Raw genomic sequence first — 24,832 nt, 5'->3', positions numbered from 1 at the left:
TGACCTCCTCGTCCAAGCCTCGCCGCTGGAGTTATCTTTGGCCAAAATCCTTAGCGTAGGATTTCGCCCCTCCTCCCTGGAAAGCCTTCCCCTGCGGCCGATACAGGTCTTGTCCGCAAGCGTGGGCTGGAGGCCGCAGAACAGGCGGCTTCGGCGATCTGTTGCTGATCGGGCCGCCAGTGCCAGGGCATGAGTTCATCCCAACGGGCAGCAGGCCAATCACCAGCAATTTTGGCGATGACATCGGCGATATAGGCCTTCGGTTCGAGGCCGTTGTCCCTTGCGCCAATATAGGCGCGCAGCGGTTCGACAACACTGTCGTGAAGAGGAAGCAGGCGCTCCTTGCCGAACTTTGCGAACCAGATACGAACGACGCCGGTATCCAGATCGACGTCGCCCGTATCGAGGCTGAGCGCCTCGTTGATCCGCATGCCCCTCACCGCGATCAACCCGAACAGGGTCGAGCAGGTCAGGCCGCGCATGCCATAGATCGACGGCAGTCGTGCCGCATCCTCGACGATGGTCGTTATCTGCGCCGCGGTGAAGACATAGGGATGCGTCCGGCAATAGCGGTAAGGGACCAGGCCACGAGGTAGCACCTCATGGGACCCGTCCCGACCATGCAGCCATTGGCTGAACAGGCACACGATGATGAAGCGTGCGCCCCATGTTGCACTTCTGGCGTTTAGGGAGCCGCTTCGAGCGGTCGAATGTCTGCAATCGGGGCGTCAATGATCAGGGCTACCACGAAATGCGTACGCCAAGCGCGCCATTGATACCCTCGCCAATATTTGTCTGGGTCCAGTATTTTTCGTTGAGCAGGTTGTTGACGTTGCCCATGAGCGTCACCTTGCGATCGCCGACCAGCGTTTCATATTGAAACCCAGCATTGGCCACAGTGTAGGACGGAATGACGAGACTGTTAGCATCGTTTGTCGGAGCCTTGCCAATGTATCGGACATTGCCATGCACACTGAGGCCTGGAACAGCCAGGACATCATATTGCGCGTTGCCGGTTAGCTGCCATTTGGACGCGCCACCAGGAGTATTGCCCCGCAGCGTTTCATTTCCCCCCGAGACATCGCGGATGGACGGATCGAGCCGAAGAACGCCAAGACCTAACTTGAGGTGAGGCGTGAACCGATAGCTGGCAACAGCCTCCACGCCCTTGTAGAGCGTCAGGCCGTCCTGTGTCAGGCGGCGAGCACCGTTGACGATCTGGTCGATTGTGGCAGCACGTTCGATGCGGAAGCCTGCGAGCGACATGCTCAAACCTTCATGCTCATATTTTGCCCCGAGCTCATATTGGCGGCTGCGCGTGGGCTTCAGGACCTCGCCGACATTGGCATATTCCCCGCTGACACGGCTGCCCGGCTCCATTGCCTCGGCATAGCTGCCGTAGATCGACATATGAGGTGCAGGCTTGTAGATGAGCGCGAAAGTGGGCGTCACCGCAGAAGTACGATAGGATGAATCCACTGACGGATTTCCATCCACATCAAGTAGCTTGTACCTAGTATAGCGTGCGCCGATTACAGCCTGCACATGCTCGCCAAAATGCACCGTGTCACTGAGAAAGACACCGCGTTGCCGGTCTTTCGTAGGCCAGCCCTCGGTATCAAAATGCAAAGCGCGCGTCACGCGGAACGGCTGATCCTGATAGATTGAGCCGTCGAAGTCATTGCCCCAGTAATAATTTCGGTCGTTGAAACCGAACAGGCTGTCGGTCGCGAGATAGGACGCCCCAGCAACGATCTCATGGCGGATCGATCCTGTCTCGAGATTGCCCTGCGCGAGGAACTGGGCAAAGTGATTTCTGTCCAGTTCGGCGAAGTTATAGGCATAGCCATTATAGTCTCCGTCCGCGTTCTGCATATAGACGAACATCTTGTTCGAATGATGCCGCTTGCTGGTATATCCATAGGTCAGTCGCGCAGACCAGCCGGAAGCAAAGGACCAGTCGAGACCAGTCGCGGTCGCGAGTGTCCGCGCCTTGTAGAAGCTGTTGGCGACGTGCAGCTTGTCATAATCATAAGTCGGCCGGGGGAGCTTGGTCCCGACATATTCGTCCCAGTAAAACTGGAACGGCTCGTGCTTCAGATTGCTGTCTTCATAGGTGGCGCTGGCGTACCATTTGAGATCGGGGCTGAACGCATAATCGAGCGCCAGAGACGCCACGAAGCGATTAACCCCTGCCCTATTATAGACCGTGCCCTTTTCTCCGGCCAGATTGACGCGATAGCCAAGGCGGCCGTCCTGTGTCAGCGGCCCGCCTGCATCGGCTTTTGCATAAAAGACGCTGTTAGCGCGGTAGCCAACCTCCGTGGTCAGCATCGCTCCGGCCGTAGGGCGCTTGGTGCGATAGGCGATGACGCCGCCTGGCGCGCCAATACCGTACATGAATCCGGTCAGGCCCTTGAGCGCGGACACGCTTTCGATCGGTTCCAGCGGGAAGTCCCCACCCCAGTACAGCAGGAGGGGAACATCGTCGATATAATAGTTTCGAACGCCTAATCCTCTGATTTGGGTGCCCCACCAATTGACCGATCCCGATGGTGCAGAAGAATAAACAGACGGGTCGTTCTGGAAGACCTGCCCGATGCTCGTGACCTGGCGGCGGGCGATATCCGTCTGATCGACAAGGGTTATCGAGTAAGGCGTGTCGAGCAGCGTTTTCGTGCCCATCGCACCGTTGCTTGCCGCGCGAGTCTGGGCTTCGTCAAAGCGATGACCGTAAACCAGTATCGTTTTCCTCGCATCCTCCGTCCCCTCTTCGTCCGATGCCGTCGCCTCGGCGGCATGAGCGAACGGCGCAATTACCGGCACCAGCACGAGTGCCAGCGAGAAAATTGGCGCAATAAGCTTTTGCATGAACAGCCCCCGGAAATGTGGGGGGCGCAGTACGATTTAATATATTGCGAGTCAATATCATTACCGTCCGTGACCTGCCCCCGACAGTTCCCTCAGTCTGATGTAGAGTCTGCCCACGACGAAGGAGCAGACGCATGACGAAGCCGCATCGAAAGGCCGCGCACATCGCCGCCTCGACCAGCAGAATGCAGAACTTCGATAAACCCCTTGCCAACAGAGGGCCGTCCACGCACGGTCCAATTTCTGTCACACTGTGATGAAGGTCAGGAAAATGCTGATCGTCGGCTCCTGACAAGCGCGCCGTCGACCAGCGTATAAGCCTTGAGCGCGAAAGGCGCTGCTGCTCCCGTCACCGCCAAGGCGGTGCTTGCCATCCGGCTGCCTTCATGGTGCAGACCCAACCCCGCGCCGAGATTAGCGAGCAGACCATCTTGGATTGTGTAGCGGCTCCAAAAATTGGCGATGACATGCGGAATGGAGCCAAGGCGGGAGCCGACGCGCAACCGATTATCCGCCGTTGCGATGGCGTCCAGATAGGTGAACGCCCCCGTAAATTCGATACCTGGCGCGGGCCGCCATGCCACCTCCGCCTCGACGCCGCGAGTGCGCTGCTCACCGGTCAGCACATAGACGTTCGGCAGGACTGCATCTGCCGTCGCACATTGGTGCGCGTCAGTTTGAAGAGCGTGACCATGCCGGTCAGGCCGCCGTCGGAGCGCGCCAACTTCACCCCGCCCTCATAATTGACTCCGCGTTCGGGCGGCAATGGCGTGCCGTCGGCCGACTTGTAGGTGCCCTGAGGATTGAAGGATTTGGCATAGTTGACAAAGCGAAGCCCAGTCGGTCAGCGTCAGCGTAGCGCCCGCGCGAGGGCTGAAGGTATTGTCACTCACTTCCGGTGCGGGCGTGCCATTGCTGTTGGTGCCGCTGATCGCTTTGTCCCAACGCCCGCCCAGCGTCACAGCCAACGCATCGCCCAGTTTGATGTGATCCTGCACATAGATGCCGCGCTGCTTGGACAGGATGGCGTAAGTGGTCGATGGGACCGCCGGATTATGCCTGCTGACCGTGCCATAGACCGGATCGTAAAGGTCTAGCGAATAGGGCATGCTGGTGTCATACAAATTGGTGTCATGCCCGACCGGCGGCCATAATCGACGCCGAGCAGCAGATAATGGTTGAGCGGCCCGGTGTCGAAGCGTTCGCTGGCGTTGGTATCGACCCGGAAATATTTGCCATGCTGATCATAGGGCCCATAAAAAGCCCGCGTCACCGTAGGACGTTCGGCCGATATTCCGGTGATGAACAGCCAATTGTCCCAGTTATTGTGGAAATTCTGATAACGCAGCGACTGGTGGACGGCGATATTCTCGCTGAACTTATGATCGAACACATAGCCGACATTCCAATAGTCGTTATTCTGAACCGCTGGATGTTCGCCATCGTTGATCGACAGCCTGCGGCTGATCGGGCCATTGGGATTCGGCAGCGCCGTGCCATAGGCGGTAGTTGGCGACAAGGAATTGATATGATCGTCGACATAACGGCCCACCAACTTCAGCGCAGTGCGGTCATCGGGCTTCCATGTCAGCGACGGCGCCAGAAAGATGCGGCGCTGGCCCGAATAAATCCTGGTCGCGGTAGACGACCGGCAGGCGCCCCAACAGCGTGCCCGATGCGTTGAGCGGCCCGTTGGCGTCGAGCGTGATCTCCTTGAAGTCATAGGAGCCGCCAAATCCCCACATCAAGAAAGGCTTCCTGCTGTGGCCGCTTACTGACCAGATTGACCATGCCCGAAATCGGCCCCTGACCGAACAGACCGGACGCCGGACCTTTGACCACCTCGACCCGTTCCAGCGCCGTCATCTCCGACGTGCCATAGCCTGTATCGTCGAGCAGCCCGTCCAAATAGGTAGCGCCGGTCGAAGCGTTGAAGCCGCGGATATTGAAGCCGTCGAAAAAGCCGTAATTATTGCTGCGGGAAACGCCAGCGACATTCAACAGGGCGTCGGCAATGCAGCGCACGCCCTGCCCCTCCATCAACTCCTACGAAATGACGGAAATGGCCTGACTATTTTCGAGCGGCGCTATGTCCGCCTTTGGCCGCGACGGGCGCTTAAGACAGTTGTGCGGTCACCGTGATGTCGTCGCGGCTGATCAGTGGTAAAAGGATAAATGGTTTGTCATGATCACCCCTTCATATTTTGAGGAGCGTCTAAGGTTGTGCTTATGCGTCGCAATAGTATATTTCATAATGTTTCGTGCCTGTTGCCGTCGGACAGATCATCAGGCGAACGCCATCGCCACAGCGACGAAGAAACCCACGACGGCCAATGTAAAGGCGGCGTGTGACCGCCACGATAGCATCAGCACGAAAACAGCGCCCGCCACGCAGGTCTGGCCGATCCACGCCACCACGCCCTGCGGCCCGCCGAACCTCCAGAGGGAAAGGAGCAACGCGACCGCCAGCAACAACCACCCCGTCACGCGGGCCATGGTCGGTAAGGGCATGAACGCGAGCGCAGGGGTAGGCCGGTGTTTCATTACCGACAGCGCCAGGCTGGCGAGCGCCGCATAGCTGATCAGACCCGGCTCAAGCGACATCGAGCAATTCCTTCGGACGAAATTCGGCAGCGGCTGCTTTACGCTGTCGGCGTGGCGGAGCGACCCGCACCTGCGCGGCCCGCCATGACCCAAAGCCCAGCAGAGCGGCGATGGCCAGCATGGCACCATCAAAGGAAAGGAATAGCCAGTCCCCTGAAGCGATGCTCGTAAAGAGCCCGCGATCCGTCATCACCATATTGACCAGCGGCAGGGCAGCGAAGGCGGCGGCGGACAGCGCCAGCCCCTCGACCCAGGCGCACCGCACGGGGCGCAGCAGCGTCAGCGCGGCCAGCCCGAACCATGTCCAGAACATAGCCGACACCTCCAGCGCCGCCCGCCCTTCCAAACCCGCCGGGATCAGACGGTTGGCGAGCAGGAAAGCGGCCATGCCCGCAGGCAGGCAGGCGATGGTGGCGATGTTCAGCCGCTCGACCAGACGGAAGCCGAAAAAGGGCTTCGCACCGGGCTTGCGACGCTTGGCGGTCCACAGCAGCGATCCGGTGCCGACCATCGCCGTCCCGGTCAGCCCCAGCAGGAAATAGGTCCAGCGCAGCACTGGCCCGGCGAAATTGCCCAGATGCAAGCCCAGCATCACGCCCGCCGTCGTCAGCGCCGCGCCCGGCGGCGAGGACTGCGACAGCTTCGCCCCGGTCGCGCCGGAATAGGTGATGCTTTCCCCCCGCGCATTCAGCCGATCCGCCCCGCTGCGCAGAATGGTTACTGTCGCGGCGGAATCATTGGGATTGCGGATGACGATCGTGCGCGGGCGGCCACCCTGCCACTGGCGCGATGCGGCATCGACCATCGGGCCGATCGGCTTCAACGCAGCCGGTTTGCCCGACGCGTCGCCATCCGCCTCCCTGCCATAAGCGTCGGCGTAGAAATCCGCGTGCTTGGCGTAGTTGGCCGCGATCGGCCATGGCATGTACATCACGATCAGGGCGATCAGCCCGGTGTAGGTGATCATTGCGTGGAAGGGCAGCGCCAGCACCGCCGAGACATTATGCGTATCGAGCCAGCTGCGCTGCCCCTTTTTCCAGCGCAGGGTGAAGAAATCGGCGAAGATGCGCTTGTGCGTGATCACGCCGGACAGGATCGCCGCCAGCATGAAGATGGCGCACAGCCCCGCAAGCCAGCGTCCCCAGGGATGCGGTAGTTGCAGCTGGAAATGGAAGCGGTAGAAATGCTCGCCGCCGCACGTGTCGCGCGCGTTCAGAGCAGCGCCGGTGGCCGGATCGAGCTTGATCTCGGCGCTGCGGTTTTTCGGTTCCTTCGCCCCAGGATCAGGCTTTGGCATGGCGAAGATGCGCGTTTCGGGCGTGCGATCGTTGGGCAGATAGATGAACCATTGCTGGTCGTCGGGCGAGGTCGCCTGCATGTGCGCGACAGCGGTTTCCGCCGCCCGGCGCGGCGCGACCGGCGCCAGGCGCAATTCAGGCTGCATCCATTGGGTGATCTCCGGCCGAAAATAGCTGGCGGTACCGGTCAGGAACATGGCGAACAATATCCAGCCCGCCAGCAAACCCAGCCAGGTGTGAATCCACGCCATCGACTGGCGCAGACGCATTTCGCCCGAAAAGGCTTTGCTCATGGTCGTATCCCCATCGCCATGACGATCCCGGCGGACAGCAGCGTGCTGCCCCAGATGACCAGCGCGACCTTCCACAGACGCCGCTCATGGAAGGCCCACAGGCCCAGCGACGCGAACATCAGGAAGGACAGGATCATGCCCCACATCGTCGCTTCCACCCGGGCGATCGGCAGCAGCCGGGCCAGCAGCGACGCCATCGCCGCCGCCGCCGCATAGCCCCCGACCAGAGCCGTAAAACACCGCGCAGACATGCGCCAACCCCGGCGCGACAGTAGAAAAAACTGTGACAGACTTTGGCCGAACACACTGATCCCCTGAGACAACGTGCGCTTGCGCATAACCAAAGATGACCATAGTGGCAATCGCGACTCATTATCATTCGCAATCTACAGGGGATTTATGCGATACCATCGGAAGGCCGCTTTGTTGGCCGCGACCGCCATGTTTACGCCGCTGGCGCCCAGCCTCGCCCAAGCCGAGGAAGCCGCCGAGACGAGTGCGGAGACCATCATCGTCACCGGCCTCAACGACAACAAAGCCAGCACGGGCACAAAGACGGACACGCCGCTGATCGCCACCCCGCAAAGCATCACCATTATCGACCGCGAGGAACTAACCCGCCGCAATGCGCTGTCGATCAACGAGGCGCTTGGCTATGTCGCGGGCGTATCGACCAACCAGCGCGGCGCGCTTGCGACCCGCTACGACCAGCTGGTGCTGCGCGGCTTTTCCCCCGGCGTATTTCTCGACGGCATGCGCCTGATCGCAGGCCCCTATTCGACGCCGCAGATCGATTTCAACCGTGTCGATCGTATCGATGTTGTGAAGGGACCGGCCTCCGTTCTCTACGGCAACTCCACCCCCGGCGGTCTGGTCAATCTGACCAGCAAAATGCCCGAAGCAACCGCCTTCAGCAGGTTCGAGGGTCAGGTCGGCAATTATGACACGTTTCGCGTCGTCGCCGACGTCAACCAGCCGCTCGATAGCGAAGGCCGGTTGAAGGCGCGCATCGTCGGCGGCTGGCAGAAAAGCGACAATCTGGCGCAGGACACGTTCAGCGAGCGCTGGCATGTCAGCTCGATGCTGACCTTCTCCCCTGATGATGCGACCAGCCTGACCCTGATCGCGACCTATCAGCACACCCCCCATGGCGGCGGCTATTCGGGCACGCCTGCTGCGGGCACGGTCCTGCCCAACCCCTTTGGCACGCTGCCGCGCAATATGAACACCGGCGATCCGGGTTATGAACGCTACGACCATAAGGCGAAGTCGATCGCGGCCTTCCTCCGCCATGATTTCGACGAGCATCTGAGCTTCGCGTCGAGCTTCCGCTTCCAGCACAACAAGCTGTCCTACCGCCAGATTTATACGTCGGGCTTTGCCACGACCGGCACTGGGACCAATCGCAACAGCGACTATTCGACCATCGTTCGCGGCGGCGGCGGCGCGGACGAAGATTTCAATACGCTGACGATGGACAATCATTTGAATGCGAAGTTCGCGACCGGCTTCATCCGGCATAACTTGCTGGTCGGCGTCGACTATCAGCGCATCACCGGCGAGAATGTGCAGCAATTCAACAGCGGCGTGACCAGCAATCCGCTAACCAGCATGCCCAATCTTAGCCTGTTCACGCCGGTATATGGCGGTACGTTGCCGAGCTTTGACCTGAAAATTCTGTCGGCCAGCTACACCAACACCTATGGCAAGCGCGACCAGTTGGGCGTCTATTTCCAGGATCAGATGGCAATCGACCGGTTGCAGCTAATCGCCAGCGGACGTCAGGACTGGTATGAGCAGACCTCGCTCAACCTCAACCCGACAACCGCCGCCGCCCGCGCCGCACCGGTGACGAAGCTCACGCAGAGCGCCTTCACTATGCGTTTGGGCGCTCTGTATGAGTTCGAGTTCGGCCTGTCGCCCTATGTCAGCTATTCCGAATCCTTCGAACCGCAGGCGGGCACCCGCTATGTGACGGCGACCGAAGCCGCGCCGTTCGTGCCGATTACCGGCCATCAATATGAGGCGGGCCTGAAATATCAGCCCAAAGGGATCAACTCGCTGTTCACCGCGTCCGTCTATCAGCTCAAGCGGCAGGGCAATCCGGTGTCGGACCCGCGTGCCGGGACCGGCGGCATTCCCGCCAACGCCACCGTCCAGATCGGCGAAACCCGCGTACGCGGCGTAGAGTTCGAAGGGCGCGGCGAAGTCATCCCTGGCTTCGATATCGTCGCGACCGCCAGCTATACCGACGCAATCATCACCGAAGGCACCCCGGCGATCGCCGCAACCGCGACCAACAGCGGCACGCCGACGACGACCGGCACGCGTCAGCTGGGCACGCCGAAATGGAACGCATCGACTTTCCTGACTTATAATTTCGGCAGGGCGCACAAGGCCGCTGGCGCCCTGTCCGGCCTCAGCGTCGGCGCGGGCGTGCGCTACGTCAGCGGATCGGACGGCACGACCAACTATGCAGTCATCAACGGCGTGACCACCTTCCAGCGCTTCCACACTGACAGCTTCGCGCTGGTCGATGCAATGCTGGGTTATGACCTGTCGAAGCTGGGCCTCGAAGGCTGGAACGCCTCGATCAACGCCGTCAACCTGTTCGACAAGACCTATATCAGCGCCTGCCCCTTCCTCAACAGCTGCTATTATGGCGGCCCTCGGACGGTGGTAGGATCGCTGCGCTTCAACTGGTAACAATGCGCCGGGCGGCCGCACAGCGCCGCCCGGTCTCACTCGCTTGTGGCGCAAGTCCGTTCGTCAACGACCGATAGTGTTGAAGAAGTCGGGGATTGTCAGTCTTTGACATAGGGTCGAGCCGTGCTGTCCGGCTCAAGCTGGCGTGATTGCTGGCAGGATCGGAACGAGCTTTGCAAGCTTGCGCAGGTTCTGGGCTGCGGCCGCCAAGTGGAACTCGTCCTTTGCACCGTTGGGACCTCGAAGGCGCAGGCGATCGAGCTTGAGGATGCGTTTGAGATGGGCGAACAGCATCTCGACCTTTTTTCGCTCGCGCCTGGACGTGACATAGGCATCGGTCTTGGAGAGGTCCCTTGCCAGGTCGCGCGCGCCTTCATGGATTGACCGGGCAACCTTGCGCATGGGCTGACCGGGGCAGCGTTGCGGTTTGAGGGCGCAGGCGTCGCAGTCATGCTTGCTGGCGCGGTAGCGCATGAAGCCGTCCTTATCGACACCGGGCCGCGGGATGGCATAGTCTCTGCGGTGCTGGACCAGTTGCTTTCCGCCAGGGCAGACAAAGAGATCATTATGGTGATCGTAGCGGAACGCGGTACGCTGGAAGCTGTCGGTTCGACGGCCCACATGATCGAAGACCGGGATATGGGGCTCGATACCGTGCTCATGGACAAGCCAGGCAAGATTGGCGGCATCGCCATAGCCCGTATCGGCGGCCAGGCGTCGTGGCCAGATGCCGAAGCGTTCCTGCGTCCGGTCGATCATCGTTCGCTGCACCGTCACCTCGGCTTGGCGGATGGCGGTAGTGGCCTCCACATCGACGATGACGGCATTGGCCAGATCGATGAGGTGGTTGCACCTTTTTGGACAGGTTGGCGGCTAATTTAAGCTCATCCGTGTTGTTCTCATGCCGCCATTTGGGTGATCAAATCCTGGGGGGCATGCCCCCCAGGATTTGAAGCGCCGATTTGCCCATATGCCTCGCCTGGGGTTTTCCCTGCAAGGCGTGAATGCGGGCGATGCTTGTCATAATAGGCGAACCATCGGCCCAGGCCGGCACGCAGTTCAGATCCGGTCTCGAAGGCGTGCAGATAGACGCATTCGTACTTCACAGACCGCCAGAGCCGTTCGATGAAGACATTGTCCATCCAGCGTCCCCGACCGTCCATGCTGATCTTGATCTCGGCTGCGCGCAGCACACCGGTGAAGGCGTTGCTGGTGAACTGGCTGCCCTGATCGGTGTTGAAGATCTCGGGCTTGCCGAAACGAGCCAGCGCCTCCTCCAGTGCCTCGACGCAAAATCCCGCATCCATCGTGTTCGACAGCCGCCAGGCCAGCACCTTGCGGCTCGCCCAGTCCATGATGGCGACCAGATAGAGGAAGCCCTGGCGCATCGGAATGTAGGTCACGTCCGCGCACCACACATGATTGGGGCGCTCGATTGCCAGCTTGCGCAGCAGATAGGGATAGACCCGGTGCTGTGGGTGCGGATCGCTCGTTCGGGGCCGTTGGTAGATCGGCGTCAGACCCATCTTCGCCATCAACCGCCGAGTCCGACGGCGACCCACCGCACGGCCGAGGCGCTGCAGATGCCGCGCCATCTGGGGGCTGCCATACCAGGGGCAGTCCATGAACACGGTGTCGATCACCGCCATCAGCGCCAGCGTCTCGTCCGTTTCCGGAACCGGGGCGTAATAATAGGACGAACAACTGATCTGCAGCAGGCGGCATTGCGTCGAGATCGACAGGCAGTGGTGAGCAGGTTCGACCATCGCCCGCCTCCGATCCACGCTCATCGACCAAAGGCGTTCGCTAAAAAATCCCGCTCCACCATCAGTTGCCCGATCTTGGCGTGCAGCTTTTCCACCTCGCCCTCGCTGACTGCCTTGGCCGCATCGCTCGCCCCGGAGAACGTGCCCGCCATCCCGTCGATGGCCTGCCGCTTCCAGGCCGCGATCATCGTGTGATGGACCCCATGCTTGGCAGCCAGTTCTGTCAGCGTCAGGTCCCCACGGATCGCTTCCAGCGTCACCTTGGCTTTGAAATCGGCGCTGCAGCGCTTGCTCGTCGTCTTCATTCCCGTCCATTCCTTCAGGTCGGGATGAGCTTATCACCCTGTCCAGATATCCGGCACCACCTCACAGTGATAGGTGCCTCCGCCGTAAGCGCGATGCCGGTTTTATGGCGCTCCAAGTGAAACCCAATGCGCGGAAATCCGTTCTGGAGTATCTCCATGCCATCCGCCGCGAGCCTAATCGGCGCACCCAAGGATGTTGTGTAACAGCCAAATACGACAGCTTTTGCTGGAGGTGGAACTGGCTGTGGTCGCAGAAAGAGAACGGCTGCAATGATCGCAGCGACGCCAGCCAGATAAAGCCAACGCAGGCCCGTTTCGTACTCTATTCCCTCGTAAGCCATGCTGAACACAGCTTAGCCGCGTCCAATCCACGTCCGCAATCAAGCAATTTCGTCTTCCGATAGAATGGCAATTTCTGGTCGCGTGCCGTCCGGCAGCTTGCCCGTTCCGGACCGGACGGTCGCCAATGGAGCGGCTCTTGCGCGAATCGGGGCCGCTTATGGCTGGCGGGGGGTGGGAAGCGGAATGGCGGCTTTTTAGCAGGACGAATGGCTTAGCCGACGTAACCCCGATCGACTGCGATAATGACGGCGCCGCAGACGAATGAAACAAGCGAAAGCCCTATAGTTGAAGCGGTCAACTGTCCAAAAGCCGCACGGAAGCCTACTATCGCTGCTGCGGCCAGCATTATGGGGCAGAACATGACTAAAGCGATCCAATAGCGCTCGTTTGTTGTGCAGGTCATTTCACAGCCGAAGGGTGCGAAAACGGCCCAACCCGTCGCTGGGACAAATAAGAAAGCTGAAATCGCCGCAACAATGAAGGCAAACGCGCTTAGACACATTCCAAAGGGGGTTCGCACTCCGTCATCGTCGTAGATCGTCATCTAGCACCAGTCACAGTGGCTTCCTCAGTGCAGATTATCCTGCAAAAATGAACGACAGCTTTCGGCGGCGTCGATCGACGGAATGGCTGTCCATCTATGGCCCGCGATAGTCACAGGGGCACGCGGAATATGGCCTTGGCAAAAAGCAAGACCCCCAAGAAGCCGGATCCAATAACGTGCATCCAGAACCTCGTAGGTTGTTCGGCGCGGTCGATAATAATCCACCCGCCCCTCAACGTGACACGGCCGGTCATCCACGCCAAAATTGCAAAGCCCAGCATCGCTACAGCGAGAAGCCAATTGAGTGGGGTGCCGGACTCCATTTACGTGTTATCGCTCGCCTTTTTGATGTCTGCAATCAAGAAGACAGCCGAAGGCGATCATCGGCAAGAAATGGTCGCGTGCCGCTGGGCAGCTTTCCAAGCCCTTACCGGATTGGCAGCTTACCAGCACAGCGCAGCGACTCGCGACGCAGGAGCGACGATGCCGGGTGGAAAGCGGAATGGCGGCTTGCGGATGGAGATCGTTCTATCCGGTCTGCTTCTTCGATTGACGCGACTGCCACCACCCCAGCATGAAGACAAAGCCGAATGCCACGCTGCCGGAGTAACACCAGAGGATTTCTAGGTCCGTGTATTCTCCACCAATCGGCTGCTTGAATGCCCATCCCAACAGGGCGAACGAAATCGCCAGAGCCACTAGGACAGTTGGTGTGCCGCTCAAATAAGGATGGCGCGCAATGAAATGCCGGATTGGAAAAAGGACAGGCAGTCCAATTACTAGCGCGCCCGGAATGGTGCCGAAAAGGCTCATCAACCAAAAAACGGGAAAGAAGAAAATCTCCCAAACATCAGGCCGTGGCGATTTGTTTGGGTGACCAAAGAAGGCGTCGGCTATGAACAACGCCGTGCCTAGCGTGCTGCCGACCACAGCGGCGCCTAAGGCTAAGCCAGCGAATTTGCCAAATGTCAGTTTTCCCATATGCCCTCCGCCGCTTATCTGCCCTCAATAAATTAATGGCAGCTTACAAGCCTCCCTTATCCCACCGTCAGCGGCTTATTTTGGGCGGTAGCAGCTACCGTGTGCCTCGCGCGAGTTCGATTGCTGCAATGACGATATCGGCCGCGACCTCTTTTCCGAAGGTGTTCACGGTGATCGATCCGCCTTCTGGAACACTGACTTCGAATAGCATGTCGCCTTCGGGTGCGAGGATTTCGAGGCGGACACCATCGAAGGCCACGTCAGTTGCCCACTGATACTCCGCAATGCCATGTTCCAAGGTCAACGTTCCCATGAGCCGAACATAACCTCGAGATGCAATGTCCGCTATCTGGAACGAGGCAGAGCCTATCGCCCGGCAAAGAATGGTCGCGTGCCGTCCGGCAGCTTGCTCGTTCCGAATCGGACGGTCGCCAATGGAGCGACCCCTTGCGCGAAACGGGACCGTTAACGGCTGGCGGGGGTGGTTAACGGACTGGCAGCTATTTAGGGTTGATCGACTTCATGTGTCTGAGGAATTGTCAGAATTCCTAAGCTTCCCGAAGGCCGTTCCAATAAAAGCGCAGCAGGCAGCGGTCGGAGCACCAATTAAAAAAGCGAGGACGATTAAACCACCCTCATTTGATTTTGTAGAATGCCACGTAACAATAATAACGGCGAGCAATGCCGCTGACGAAGCACCAATAACAGACAGGATAATTTCACCCCATTCCTCGGCGAACTTAGTCTAGCGCGTCGAGAGCGGCACCCTCTCCTGTCAATAACTGGAGCAAGGCAACGAACTGGGCCTCGCGATCCTGCGCGGAACCGGCGTGGCGCCGCGGCAGTTTGGCCTCGCCCGGCGCGAGCACCGTCACGATCTCCCCGGAAACCGCAGCTTTGGCTTTAGACGGGCACTGTGCCCGCGCGGACAGGGACAAGGCGGATTTGGCGCGCATGGAGGGATAGAGGCGAAAATCCCGATGTCACTATCGATAGGACCCCATTATCGATAGTAATCCGCGGTCTTTTAGATTGCAGCAGAGCGAAATTTATTTGGCTAAATACGCATTATTTGAGTTTGGACAGCAAACGGCCAGCTGCACCATGCTCAGCCGCCAGGTTGCGATTATAGCTGAGCGGCATCTTGGGCGATTTCCAGCGCAGCGCGTCCATGATCCCGGCAATATCCTCGCCCGCCGCGAACAGGTCGTTGGTGATGCCGATGCGCGTCGAGTGGGCGCTGATCCCCTTGACCCATTGCGCCAGCTCCTCCTTGGTGAGATCCGGTAGCAACCCTGCGTCCCAAGCGCCCTGGACCCGGGTCTTGAAAATCTGGGTCACGGCCTGGGGCCGCAGCGCGGCGCTGCCCAAGGTCACGGCCGTCAGCGGATCGATGCCGGTTCGCCGCGGAGTTTTGGCGTCCGGCAGCAAACTCAGCAACCCCCATTGCCTAGCGGCGGCCTGCTGACGCGCCGCAGCGCGGGCGACCCCCGGGTCGACCGGCTTGAGCCGCTTGACGAACAGCCGCCGGAAAACCGGTCCCTCTCTCATGTCCGGAACATCCAGAAGCTCGGCCATCACCCTGATCCAGGCCTGCAGCGCCAGCACGCTGCGCATCGACAAGAAGGCGGACGCCCCCTCCCCTTCCTGATCGCCCTTGTGCCGTGGGATATGGAGCAGCCTTGTGTCGGGATCACTGGACGGCCAGATATGCGTGATGTCGATCGCGACCAGTTCGGAGGCGCGCAGGCCCGTATCATAGGCGACCGACAGCAAAGCCCGGTCCCGCAACCCCTTTTCATCGCCGGGGCAAGCATCGAGGAGTGCTTTGAGGCTCACCCCGCGCGCGTCCCCGTCAAAAACATCGCTGACCGCCCCCTTGTAGCGCAGCGGCCGCGCCTGGCGCTGAACCGTGCCCTGTTCCCGCCGCAGCGCCTTGAGCGTCAGCGTGACCAACTTATCCTTGGTCGGATCGGGCAGATCGAAAAGCCGGTGAAAAGTCGCGATCGCCCAGAGGATGCGCGCTAGGGTCGCCGGCTTCGCCTTGGCGAGACCGCCCTTCCCCGCCGCGCGTGCTTTCAGGAAGGCGATCACCGAGGCCGGTTGCGCCGGCAGCGCACTGACCCCAGAGCGGCGGCAGGCTTTGCCAAAGCCCGCCATGTCCGCGAGCAGGCCGCGCACCGTGTTGGCCGCCATGGCGGCGAGTGTCGCTTGCACCAGATCGAGGTTGACCCCCGAGCGACCAGTGGTCGGCAGGAACGCCAGCACCGCCTCGAACCGCTCGAGCGACGTGCGGCTTTGGTCGGCCGCCCGCTCGGCCCGGCGCTGGACGACATGCTGCTTGCGCGCGCCATAGGCCCAGCGCTGTCCCTGCGCCGGCAGGACGACGGCCGACAGGAGAGCGCCCGCGCGGGCGGCCAGCGGTGCGACGGGATCAGCGATCCCGAGCGCAGCGGATCCTTCTTGGGCCAGCGGCCCAATGGGCGCCTCGGCCTCGCCGGGGGCTGAAGCTACCGCCAAGTCGCCTGGCACGCGACCGCGGATCGCGTGGCTCGCACCATCGCCCCTTTGCGCCGCGAGCGGAACAGGGATAGGATCAGCGCCGGCGGGCGTGTCGAGAAAAACTCTCAGGCCCTGCAAAGCCGGCTTCGGCGCACCCGCCACGTCCTTTTCTCCACCTGTTGCTCGGCTCCCTTATAGAAGTTGTGACATTTTGGATCAACGATAATGGCCCTTGTCAGTGATCCTTTTTCTTCTTGATCACAGCAGACTTTCCTAAATGGCATTTCGGTTTAATATCTGGTCGTGTAAGGCGGAATTTGAGGTCATTTTTCGAAACTCCGCTGAGCGCATACAGCAGGGTCATTTCAGGACGTTTGGCTAGGGCAATGACGAGTCACCCCCCTCCCCTTTGCGATCCAGCCATCCTGCCGACCTATGCCGACGCACAGGCCGCACTGGCGCGGATCGAGGAGCGTTTGCGGCTCAGCCCGGTTCGCGGGCCGTGGAAAGCTCGTATGGCGCTGGCCGAACGGCAGGCACTCGCCGCGATCGATGCCTATGAACTGCCCGATGAGGCAGTAACAATCGATGCGCGGGGACGGGTGGTGACGGGCACCTATGACCTCACCCATTGGAAGTACGCCATCGGCAGGTCCATCACCCTGGATGCGCTGATGGCCGATCCCGCCGCCCTGCTGGCTTGGCTCGGCACTGACCGCGAGCCGCTGGAGGAGCATGTCCCGGGCCGTCGTGAAGTTTGGGAGCTGGTCCCAGCGATCGACGCCTGGAGCAAGGCATGCCAAGCCCTACCCCCCTCCCCTCCCCTCGTCCATGCCGGCCGGATCGCGTTGCTATGGCGCCAGCTTGCGCCCCTCGCCCGCGGCGATGCCATCGCAAGCCTGCTGATCGGCGATCGCTGGGGGCCGGGCCGCTGGAAAGGATCCCACGGCGGACTGACAGCGCTGGGTCTTAAACTGGCGGGTGGCCGATGGAAGATCGCCCAAGGGGCCGAGCTTGATCATCTCTGGCTCGGCGCCATCCTGGCCGGCGCCAACGCGCACCTTGAACTCGAACTCCGGTTACGCGGCTATGCCCAGCGCGCCGCCGGTCATATCCGCGATCGCCGACGGCCGGGCAGATTGAAGGAGTTGATCCTCTTCGCCATGGCGCGTCCGGCGGTCACCAGCAGCCAGGTGGCGAAGCATCTCGATCTAACCTCGGCGGGCGCGATCAAGCTGCTCTCAACCGCCGAGGCCGAAGGCCTGCTGATCGAATGGACGGGGCAGGCCAGCTTCCGTAGCTACATAGTTCCGGTTGGCGGAGCAGCCCCCTCCCCTCTCGGACGGCGCGTCTCTGCCGCCGACCCATTTGAACCCACATTCTGGGACGAACTCGGGGACAATGCCTTCCTCTCAGAGCCTCGCTGAACGCCGAAACGAAACCTCTCCTTGTCGTGTGACCTGGGACGCGCTGTCGCTCTGTACGAGCCTCTGAGGGCAATTTAGCCGCACTTCATGGTTTGTTCTAGTCGAGAAAGTTCGCGGTACCTCACTTGCGAGTACGAGACGCACCGCTTGGTCGATCCGAATCTTGCATCAGAAATCAGCTCACCCAAGTTCATTGCATAGACGCGCACCGCACCACCCCAGGCCATTCGTAGTGCAAACGTGCTAAGCGCCGTGACCGCTTTCGTGCTCAGGATTGGATGGCTTAGACCGCGCTGCCTAATTTCTCCTTCCTTTCCCACGATGCACAGGATCACCGAACAGGTCAATCGTTCCGGTCAAGCTCGTCACCAGTCCCGCCGCCGCCTGGCAATCAGCCCCAATGAGTGTCGAGTATATCCTTGAGTGCCGCTTCAACATCGTCTCGCGATGCGCCCCCCTTGTTGAGCAAGGTGAGGTGGATGCCTTTACGGTCCGATCCCAAAATTTTAAGGACGGGCTTCCCGCCTGGGCTTGAAACTGTTTGGGGCTTTCCTGACTTTTTGGGGGAGCCTGACTTTTTGGGGGTCTCAGCCGCGATGGTCAGCGCTTTGATCACGTCAAGCACGGGGAGTGCCCTCCCTTCCCCGGCTTGCTCGGCGGCCAAGCGCGCTGCTTCTGCAAATGCCTTTTCGCGTTTATCCTCGGGTTTGAGGAGCCCCTTTAGTGCGATTGCATTTCTGATGCCAAGCTCTTGGACATTTACAAAAGCTACAGTCAGCTCGCGCGGAAGCCGTGCCAGATCTAGGTAACGGGTAAGCCAGCTCTCGGTGACTTTCAAACGCTCGGCCATCGTTTTTTGACGGCCGTCGTAGTAGGTGTTCAGTGCGCGCAAATAGTCTTTTGCTCGCTCATAGTCGGTTAGATCATCTCGAGCGCGGTTCTCAATGTCGGCCAGCCTGAAGGCTTCCTCGTCCCCGATTTCGCGGACATCGACCAGAAATTTGAAATCGGGATAGTTGTGCGCGCGTAGCCAACTGATCGACCAGTGCCGACGGGCTCCACAGATCACTTCAAAGTCGAACTGGCTGTCTCCAGTCACACGGCGCACAATAGCTGGAATTTCCTGCCGCCCTTGCGCCTTCATACTCTCGATAAGATCGGCGCAACGTTCCTCAGTGAGCAGAGCATAGTCCCGATTGTGACCTTCCCACATTCGGCAGCGTGCGGGATCAACGAGTTCATGAACTCGATTGATGACTGCGCCAGAAGCAAGATCAGCAAGCCGGTTCGACCGACCCGTAAGCACGTTCGCGGCTATGCTAGATCGCCTGACCGGTGCAGACTCTTCGGTCAGGTCGATCCCAGCTGCTAGATCGGCCGCGAAACCGCTGTTCTTTCTGCTCACCCAAACCTCCTTTCAGCCAAAATTGCACGCGTGCAATTTCCAATTTCCTCTCGAATTGCACGCATGCAATTTTTCCGGCTCATGCTAGCGCCTCGTTCCGGAGACGCGCCTGATGGCTGGGCCACATCGACCTGATATCCACTTCAATTTCGCTGTTCACCCCGTCGAGATAATTGAGGCATCGATTGCGAACCGACGAACTGGTTGCGGGTCCATCAAGCTCATAAACGGTCATCAGCCGTGCAGTCGCGTTGTCGATTTCAGCAGAGTCCTTAAGCGGAGTACGAACCATCGCGTGCCCGAAAAGCGTCCGCATCAGTTGCAAAAGCTCCTTCTGCATCGACTTATTCTCGTCCACCTTCGACCCAACAAATCGCAGGAACTGGAGTTCGGGCGCCATCCCTCGCTCAGCAAGTTCCTCAATCGTCTCGTCGAGCATTGAGAGAAAGGCCGCGGTGGACGAAAAATCCATGACCGTCGGCGGTGAGGGAACCACCAACGCATTTGCAGCTCTCAAAACAGAGAGTGAAATCGCACCCAAGGCCGGTGGCGGGTCCATGACAATAACGTCAAAACGATCCGAGATGCTCCCAATCCCCTCGCGCAGGCGATCAAGTAGCGCGCCGCTGCCACGCGCCATGCGGGCGGCCAATTCATATTCTGACTGAAACAAGCGAAGATTGGCCGGGATAAGCTCCAGGCCGTCGAAATGCGTCTTTCGCAGAGCGTAATCGAGAGACGTGCGCTCTCCTTCGCGAAGGAAGGGATACAGGGTGTCATTCTCGTCCAAATCAAGGTCGGGAATGTAGCCGAACAATGTGGTTGCTGAAGCTTGGCTGTCACAGTCGATCAGCGCGACGCGATAGCCCCGAATAGCTAAATATTGCGCGAGATGCACGGAAAGCGTTGATTTACCGACGCCACCTTTGAAATTCTGGACCGCGACTACGCAGCAAGGATCTTCTGGACTGCGATATGGACGCGTTCCAAAGACACCCCGCATGTCGTTTAGTTGCGCCAGCGTGTACCTTTCCCGGCGATTGTTTTCGTTGCGAGTGGGTTCTGGAAGTCTTCCATCTTTCTCGGCATCCCGAATGGCAGCGGGTGTTCTCCCCACGAGTTCAGCGGCTTTACTGATTGTAAACGTAGGCTCGCGTCTATCATCCGATCGCGCGTTTTTGGCAGAGTCTCGAAGCTTCTCCAGGACTGATGAAGTTCGGTTTGCGAGAGTGGCGACAGAGACAAGGCGCTCCACCCCATCAATTTCAAGTGCGTTCGACACATGTAGTCCTTTCGAAATCCCGCATGTGGTACACCAGCTTGCGCTTTTTGGTCAATAATTTCAGAAATTGCGAAAGTTAGCGCTCCAATTTTCGGATTATCACTGCCGAAACTGCTATAACCTGACTCGGTGGGGGCGGAAATTGCACGCGTGCAATTTTGGTCAGGCACGACCTCGACGCGTGACCCAGCTTTCACAAAATCCCTTCCACGCCGCGGTAAGCTTGGCTCCCCGCAACTTATCGAGACGAGACCCCATATGATCCCTGAAGCTCTGGGCGATCAGCTCTACATCCCAACCGCCGCCAAACTGCCGCGCGATCCCGGCGATTTCGTCATGGCCGAAACTGATTGACCCACGAGGAAACAGAGGCTCTTCAATCTTCACAGTACGCGCTGATTTCGCGGAAATGGACTTGCCTCCGTCGGTCGATACCACCTGCTCGACCGTACCGTCCCGTCGTTCCTTCCTGCCACTCGAATGCCTGTCGAGTTCGTCGACTGTTTCGATTACCTCAGGTGCCCCTTTGGGCTCAAACCGGAATTCGATTTCCGCGACTGTACGACCTTGGCGTATCTCCCGCCATTCCACTCTGAAATGCGCAAGCTGGTCGATCTCGGCCTTCGCCTTTTCAAGAACCTTGCGCCTTAGCTGTGCAAAGTCGGTATATACATCAGGCGGAATTCCCAAGGCTGCACGCAAGGCCGTCATGTCGCCCTTCCATGTAGCCTGTCGTCTATGAAGGCGCAGTGCCCCAAGTTCGTAAAGCTTCAACGCATAGTTGGAGCGAAAACCTAATACCGCTTGCCTGTTAAGGACAGCGTACGTTTCCGATGCCTGAATCATCTTACGAGCGTCTGGAGTAAATTCCCATTCGATCCATCCTGCCTCACCACCATTTTCTTCGGTTTCTTCCCGAGACCGGGAGATTAGCGAGAAGAGGGTAGTGGCTTTCTTTCCCCGCCAGGAACGATCATCGACGGCAAAAAGTGTGCGGTGCAATTCCTGGAGCATGTCGGTAATCCGCTCATTTCCCTTATGGCCGCGGCGAATATCGGCCTTCCGCATTCTATGCGGCTTATCCTCCCAGGCATCACCGCCAGCAGTCAGGATCATCAATGCCAACAGCCGAGATGCCGTGAGGCTCAAAGACTCTCCTTTGACGAACTTAACTTCGATGATGCTTCCTGGCTTTGCAAACTCGTCACCGCCCTTTGCACGTAAGGCTGCCGCGACCCGCATCGCCCGGCCAGGTGCTTCTGGAGACTCCTCTAATTCCTCATTGTCCGCGATTTTGTCAGTCTCGGATTCCATGCCATACCAAATTTTCAAGAGCCTCAAGAGAATCGGAAAGCTGCCTGACCTGACCTTTCTCGTCAAGTCAGGTCAGGATATCGCACAGCTGGTCCCCCAGCAGGTCAGGATAGAATCTCTTTCCGATCGTCCCGAGAGGCCGCTAAACAGCCGAGTCGCACATAAGCCATTCGTGCGGGCTTCAATCGTCCAGAGTATTGAGCGGCATATAGCCGTAGGCGACACAAAGACGTTCATTCTGGGCAGCCCCCAATAAGTCAGGAAGCCCCCGACAGGGCAGGCAAGGTCCCCCGCAAGGACAGGTCAAAGCCCCCAATAAGTCAGGTAACATCCCCCGTCAGGTCAGGTAGCTCGAGCTAACATAATGAGATTACTACGTTTTGTTGGCTTGAATCTGAATTCCTTAGAATCAGGAATCACCTCCGCTGCAAGCAGCGGCGTTTTGAAAATGATTCTATTGCCTGCCTAACGCTCCTGCTCCTGCGTCATATCGATAACTCGCAATGCGAATCGGAGGGAGAGGTGAATATCCGGCAGGTACAAATCAGCATCGCGCAAAGCGACTCCTAACGGCTTGATAATAGGATTCCTGGGGACAGCTCTTGGAGAGCAGCCACGCATTTCTCGCTTCTTTCCTATCCATGAAGAGGGCTAGGCTGGGGCCTGTTCCGGCCCCCTGGCGCAAGGGCCTGGCCGTCGGCTCCGCTGCGCGGCCCCGCTTGGTGATCGCGGCGGTTTCCCCGCCTTCCTGCGCTGCGCTCCGTGCAGGCGGGTGATGCCCCTCCGCCGCGATCAGCCCTCAATTGCGCCATTCCCCGACCCGCTTCGCCAGCAGGCAGAAGCCGATGGCGCGCCATCGCCTTCGGCTCCATTTTTAAAGACAAGGGATAGACGACATGACCCGCACGACCGCAGCGCCCCGCACCAAGGCCGAGCGCATCGATGTTTACGAGGAAGTCACCAACCAGATCATCGCTATGCTCGAAGCTGGCACCCGCCCATGGTCGCCACGCTGGGCATCGGGGGCGGCCTCGCTTCCGCTGCGCCATGAGGGAACCGCCTATCGCGGTGTGAATGTGCTGCTTTTGTGGTCCGCGTCCATGACGCGCGGTTACACCAATCCCTATTGGATGACCTATCGGCAGGCCAGCGAACTGGGAGGGCAGGTCAGGAAGGGAGAAAAGGGAAACCTTGTCGTCCATGCCGGAAGCTTCACGCCCAAGGATGAGGAAATCGGGCAGGACGGGGCAGGGGAGGGCGAAGACCGCGCCCGCAGCTACCTGAAAAAATATGTCGTTTTCAATGTCGAGCAAATCGACGGCTTAGACATGACCAAATATCCCGTTCCGCGTGTCGAAGTGAAGAACCGCGACCAGCGCGACCTGGAACTGGAGGCAGCCTTTGCCCGTTATGGCGTTCATTACAGCGAGGGCGGCAATAGCGCTTGTTACAACCCGGTCGCCGATAGCATCCGCATGCCTGCCTTTGCTGATTTCGTGAGCGGCAACGCTTTCTACGCCACACTTGCCCATGAGGGAATCCACGCGACTGGCCACCAATCCCGGCTCAACCGTGAAACCCTCTATGACTATGGGAAATCGACGGCAATCCGTGCGGCAGAAGAGTTGATCGCAGAGGTCGGCGCGGCCATGCTTTGCGCGCAGCTCGGGATGGAACCGACCGAGCGTGACGACCATGCCGCCTATATCGCCTCGTGGTTGACCGCCCTTCGCAACGATAAGCGCGCCATTTTCCGCGCGGCGACCGCCGCGCAGGCGGCCAGCGAATTCATCCTTGCCCGGATGGCCAAACCCGACATCGCGCGCGCCGCCTGACCCCGATCGGGCGGCCGACCGCGCAGCCCTTTTCCTCGCTTCTTCTGAAAGATCGACCGATGTCCAAAGCTACCACCGAGATCGAACTTCGCTGGCGTGACGAAAATTACGGTGCTGTCCATGCCGTTGCCGCCCTCCGCAACTCTGGCGGAACCTGCGACTGGAGCGAACGAACCCACCAGAAATTTCGCGGCTGCCCGAAACGTGCGGGCTTTGTCTTTCATCATCGTCGTTGCTCCTACATCGCATCGCAAGGGGAGGGCGCGACACGCAAGCGCGCCGTGGGCGATGAACTCGCCCGCGCCGGTTTCACCATCACACAGGGCGATGTCCGACCGAAGGAAGAACAACCATGAGCGCATCGGGCTTCCGCCATAATGGCGGGCCGCCGCTCGACGATGGCGCGGCGGCAGCGGAGCCGCCCCGCTTGCCAGCGGATGCGGCATGTCTTCGACGTGTTCACTGGCATCCGCCCAGTGGACGCGAAGAGTCCGATTATCGCGCATGGCAGGGCGGCTATGGCCGCCGCGTCAGGGAACCGAGCGGTCATTGCTTTCGCGTGATGCACCGGGAGGGCGGCCCGACCGCCTTTGCCGGGACCATGGGACGCAACCGCTGCTTTAATTTCGAGCGCAAGTCCGATCCCGATCCGGCGCAATGCCGGACCAGAGGCTTTGTCACCATCTGGCAGGATGGGAAGATCGTTTGGGAAGGAACAGAGGGCGAGGAACCGGCTGAATTGCGCGAAGGGAGTTTGGCCCTGTGAGCACCAGATGCGCCCAAACGGAGCGGGCGCACGGCGCCAGCGCTTTTCTTGACCGCCCGGGAAAGGGGCGCGCCGCCCCCTTTCCCTGCAACGAGAATCAGCCCGACCGTGGCTCGCTTGGGGCTTCGACCGCTGCGCCCGCACCACTCGCGCGGTTTCTCGCTGCCCCCATTCCCCCGGCGTTCTTGAGCGTCCGTGTCGCCGTTGGCTGATGCCACCGGCACCAACTATTGCAGGAAGGATAAAGAGATGGCGATCAAACTGGTCGAAGGCCTGCACCTCACTGCCACCAACAAGCGGCATCTTACCACGATCATCGCTCAAGGGTGGACCAGCGGGGAGAGCGGACAGATCAAGTATAGCGTCACGCCGATCGAAGGCGAACCCAATCGCTATCGCTATTGTATCACCAAGCGCGAAAGGCTGGATAATGCGCGCAGCCATGTTCGCGAGAGCAGGGGCATCCTTGAATATATCTGCCCGAGCGTCATGCGAAGGGAGCGGCGTGATGGCGCGCCGTGCCCTGCGTGAGCCGCGCGGTGTCGCGGCCGCCTTGCCGCCCATTGGCGTCCAGCCCGACATGTTTGGCGG

At 59.8% G+C, this 24,832-nt stretch carries 22 protein-coding genes and 2 pseudogenes; 6 read left to right on the top strand and 18 right to left on the bottom strand.

Translation table 11 applies throughout. The features are described 5' to 3' along the window. Positions 1-50 precede the first annotated feature (50 nt). From ACN9MX_RS22080 to ACN9MX_RS22040, 9 genes and pseudogenes are all read right to left on the bottom strand, one after another. On the bottom strand, positions 51-599 hold the full coding sequence (locus tag ACN9MX_RS22080) for a transposase domain-containing protein (RefSeq protein WP_426387757.1): 549 nt from the start codon (positions 597-599) through the stop codon (positions 51-53). A 142-nt stretch (positions 600-741) separates the two neighbouring features. Continuing rightward, positions 742-2,871 carry a TonB-dependent siderophore receptor gene (locus ACN9MX_RS22075; protein ID WP_426387756.1) on the bottom strand — a complete coding sequence of 710 codons (2,130 nt, stop codon included), beginning with the start codon at positions 2,869-2,871 and terminating at the stop codon, positions 742-744. A 263-nt stretch (positions 2,872-3,134) separates the two neighbouring features. After that, on the bottom strand, positions 3,135-3,497 hold the full coding sequence (locus ACN9MX_RS22070; protein WP_426387755.1) for a TonB-dependent receptor domain-containing protein: 363 nt from the start codon (positions 3,495-3,497) through the stop codon (positions 3,135-3,137). Then, a pseudogene (locus ACN9MX_RS22065) lies at positions 3,491-4,103 on the bottom strand (TonB-dependent receptor domain-containing protein). The gene ACN9MX_RS22070 and the pseudogene ACN9MX_RS22065 overlap by 7 nt, the downstream one beginning before the upstream one ends. Before the next feature lie 339 nt (positions 4,104-4,442). Continuing rightward, positions 4,443-4,619: a hypothetical protein gene (locus tag ACN9MX_RS22060; RefSeq protein ID WP_426387754.1), complete on the bottom strand. Its 177-nt coding sequence runs from the start codon at positions 4,617-4,619 to the stop codon at positions 4,443-4,445. Further along, entirely contained in the window at positions 4,591-4,911 is a 321-nt protein-coding gene (locus tag ACN9MX_RS22055) for a TonB-dependent receptor plug domain-containing protein (protein WP_426387753.1), read from the bottom strand. The genes ACN9MX_RS22060 and ACN9MX_RS22055 overlap by 29 nt, the downstream gene beginning before the upstream one ends. Before the next feature lie 246 nt (positions 4,912-5,157). After that, a complete protein-coding gene (locus ACN9MX_RS22050) occupies positions 5,158-5,475 on the bottom strand; it encodes a DUF3325 family protein (protein WP_426387752.1) in 318 nt (105 codons plus the stop codon). Further along, a complete protein-coding gene (locus tag ACN9MX_RS22045) occupies positions 5,465-7,066 on the bottom strand; it encodes a PepSY-associated TM helix domain-containing protein (protein WP_426387751.1) in 1,602 nt (533 codons plus the stop codon). The genes ACN9MX_RS22050 and ACN9MX_RS22045 overlap by 11 nt, the downstream gene beginning before the upstream one ends. Further along, entirely contained in the window at positions 7,063-7,317 is a 255-nt protein-coding gene (locus ACN9MX_RS22040; protein WP_426387750.1) for a hypothetical protein, read from the bottom strand. Before ACN9MX_RS22040 ends, ACN9MX_RS22045 begins: the two co-directional genes overlap by 4 nt. Positions 7,318-7,465: 148 nt before the next feature. On the opposite strand from ACN9MX_RS22040, the gene ACN9MX_RS22035 reads away from it, so the two are divergent. After that, positions 7,466-9,772, top strand: a complete 2,307-nt coding sequence (locus ACN9MX_RS22035; protein WP_426387749.1) for a TonB-dependent siderophore receptor — start codon at positions 7,466-7,468, stop codon at positions 9,770-9,772. 135 nt (positions 9,773-9,907) lie between these two features. Here ACN9MX_RS22035 and ACN9MX_RS22030 read toward each other — a convergent pair. The 6 genes and pseudogenes from ACN9MX_RS22030 to ACN9MX_RS22005 all read right to left on the bottom strand — a co-directional run. Next, positions 9,908-10,621: pseudogene (locus ACN9MX_RS22030) on the bottom strand (transposase); the annotation flags it as partial. A gap of 50 nt (positions 10,622-10,671) precedes the next feature. Then, positions 10,672-11,843 (bottom strand): IS3 family transposase gene (locus ACN9MX_RS22025; protein WP_426387748.1). Its coding sequence is split into 2 segments (ribosomal slippage): positions 10,672-11,579 and positions 11,579-11,843, totalling 1,173 coding nucleotides; the frame shifts between segments, so codons are not numbered across the junction. A 553-nt stretch (positions 11,844-12,396) separates the two neighbouring features. After that, positions 12,397-12,729 (bottom strand): hypothetical protein, encoded by a 333-nt coding sequence (locus ACN9MX_RS22020; RefSeq protein ID WP_426387747.1) that lies wholly within the window; start codon positions 12,727-12,729, stop codon positions 12,397-12,399. A gap of 528 nt (positions 12,730-13,257) precedes the next feature. Beyond that, the gene (locus ACN9MX_RS22015) at positions 13,258-13,710 is read right to left on the bottom strand and encodes a hypothetical protein (protein ID WP_426387746.1); all 453 of its coding nucleotides are present in this window, start codon (positions 13,708-13,710) and stop codon (positions 13,258-13,260) included. A 94-nt stretch (positions 13,711-13,804) separates the two neighbouring features. Next, positions 13,805-14,023, bottom strand: a complete 219-nt coding sequence (locus ACN9MX_RS22010) for a hypothetical protein (protein WP_426387745.1) — start codon at positions 14,021-14,023, stop codon at positions 13,805-13,807. A gap of 755 nt (positions 14,024-14,778) precedes the next feature. Next, positions 14,779-16,374, bottom strand: a complete 1,596-nt coding sequence (locus ACN9MX_RS22005; protein WP_426387744.1) for a tyrosine-type recombinase/integrase — start codon at positions 16,372-16,374, stop codon at positions 14,779-14,781. Between the two features lie 224 nt (positions 16,375-16,598). Here ACN9MX_RS22005 and ACN9MX_RS22000 point away from each other — a divergent pair, with 224 nt between their 5' ends. After that, positions 16,599-17,639: a hypothetical protein gene (locus ACN9MX_RS22000; protein ID WP_426387743.1), complete on the top strand. Its 1,041-nt coding sequence runs from the start codon at positions 16,599-16,601 to the stop codon at positions 17,637-17,639. A gap of 391 nt (positions 17,640-18,030) precedes the next feature. Here the strand turns inward: ACN9MX_RS22000 and ACN9MX_RS21995 are convergent, their stop codons facing one another. The 3 genes from ACN9MX_RS21995 to ACN9MX_RS21985 all read right to left on the bottom strand — a co-directional run bounded on the left by ACN9MX_RS21995 (position 18,031) and on the right by ACN9MX_RS21985 (position 21,568). Then, positions 18,031-19,044 (bottom strand): ParB/RepB/Spo0J family partition protein, encoded by a 1,014-nt coding sequence (locus ACN9MX_RS21995; protein ID WP_426387742.1) that lies wholly within the window; start codon positions 19,042-19,044, stop codon positions 18,031-18,033. Between the two features lie 79 nt (positions 19,045-19,123). Beyond that, positions 19,124-20,326, bottom strand: coding sequence for an AAA family ATPase (locus ACN9MX_RS21990; protein WP_426387741.1), 1,203 nt, complete (start codon positions 20,324-20,326; stop codon positions 19,124-19,126). Between the two features lie 162 nt (positions 20,327-20,488). Continuing rightward, entirely contained in the window at positions 20,489-21,568 is a 1,080-nt protein-coding gene (locus ACN9MX_RS21985; RefSeq protein WP_426387904.1) for a replication initiation protein, read from the bottom strand. A gap of 968 nt (positions 21,569-22,536) precedes the next feature. Between ACN9MX_RS21985 and ACN9MX_RS21980 the strand changes: the two genes are divergently transcribed. From ACN9MX_RS21980 to ACN9MX_RS21965, 4 genes are all read left to right on the top strand, one after another. Then, positions 22,537-23,475, top strand: a complete 939-nt coding sequence (locus ACN9MX_RS21980) for an ArdC family protein (RefSeq protein ID WP_426387901.1) — start codon at positions 22,537-22,539, stop codon at positions 23,473-23,475. 59 nt (positions 23,476-23,534) lie between these two features. After that, positions 23,535-23,831 carry a hypothetical protein gene (locus tag ACN9MX_RS21975; protein WP_426387900.1) on the top strand — a complete coding sequence of 99 codons (297 nt, stop codon included), beginning with the start codon at positions 23,535-23,537 and terminating at the stop codon, positions 23,829-23,831. Then, complete coding sequence (locus ACN9MX_RS21970; protein WP_426387899.1) at positions 23,828-24,241, top strand: hypothetical protein; 414 nt, start codon at positions 23,828-23,830, stop codon at positions 24,239-24,241. The genes ACN9MX_RS21975 and ACN9MX_RS21970 overlap by 4 nt, the downstream gene beginning before the upstream one ends. Positions 24,242-24,490: 249 nt before the next feature. Then, entirely contained in the window at positions 24,491-24,772 is a 282-nt protein-coding gene (locus ACN9MX_RS21965) for a hypothetical protein (RefSeq protein ID WP_426387898.1), read from the top strand. Positions 24,773-24,832: the final 60 nt, after the last annotated feature.

Origin of the sequence: Sphingobium sp. R-21 (genome assembly GCF_049913335.1) — a bacterium.
Lineage (GTDB): Bacteria > Pseudomonadota > Alphaproteobacteria > Sphingomonadales > Sphingomonadaceae > Sphingobium.
This window is presented reverse-complemented; position numbering and strand designations above follow the sequence as displayed.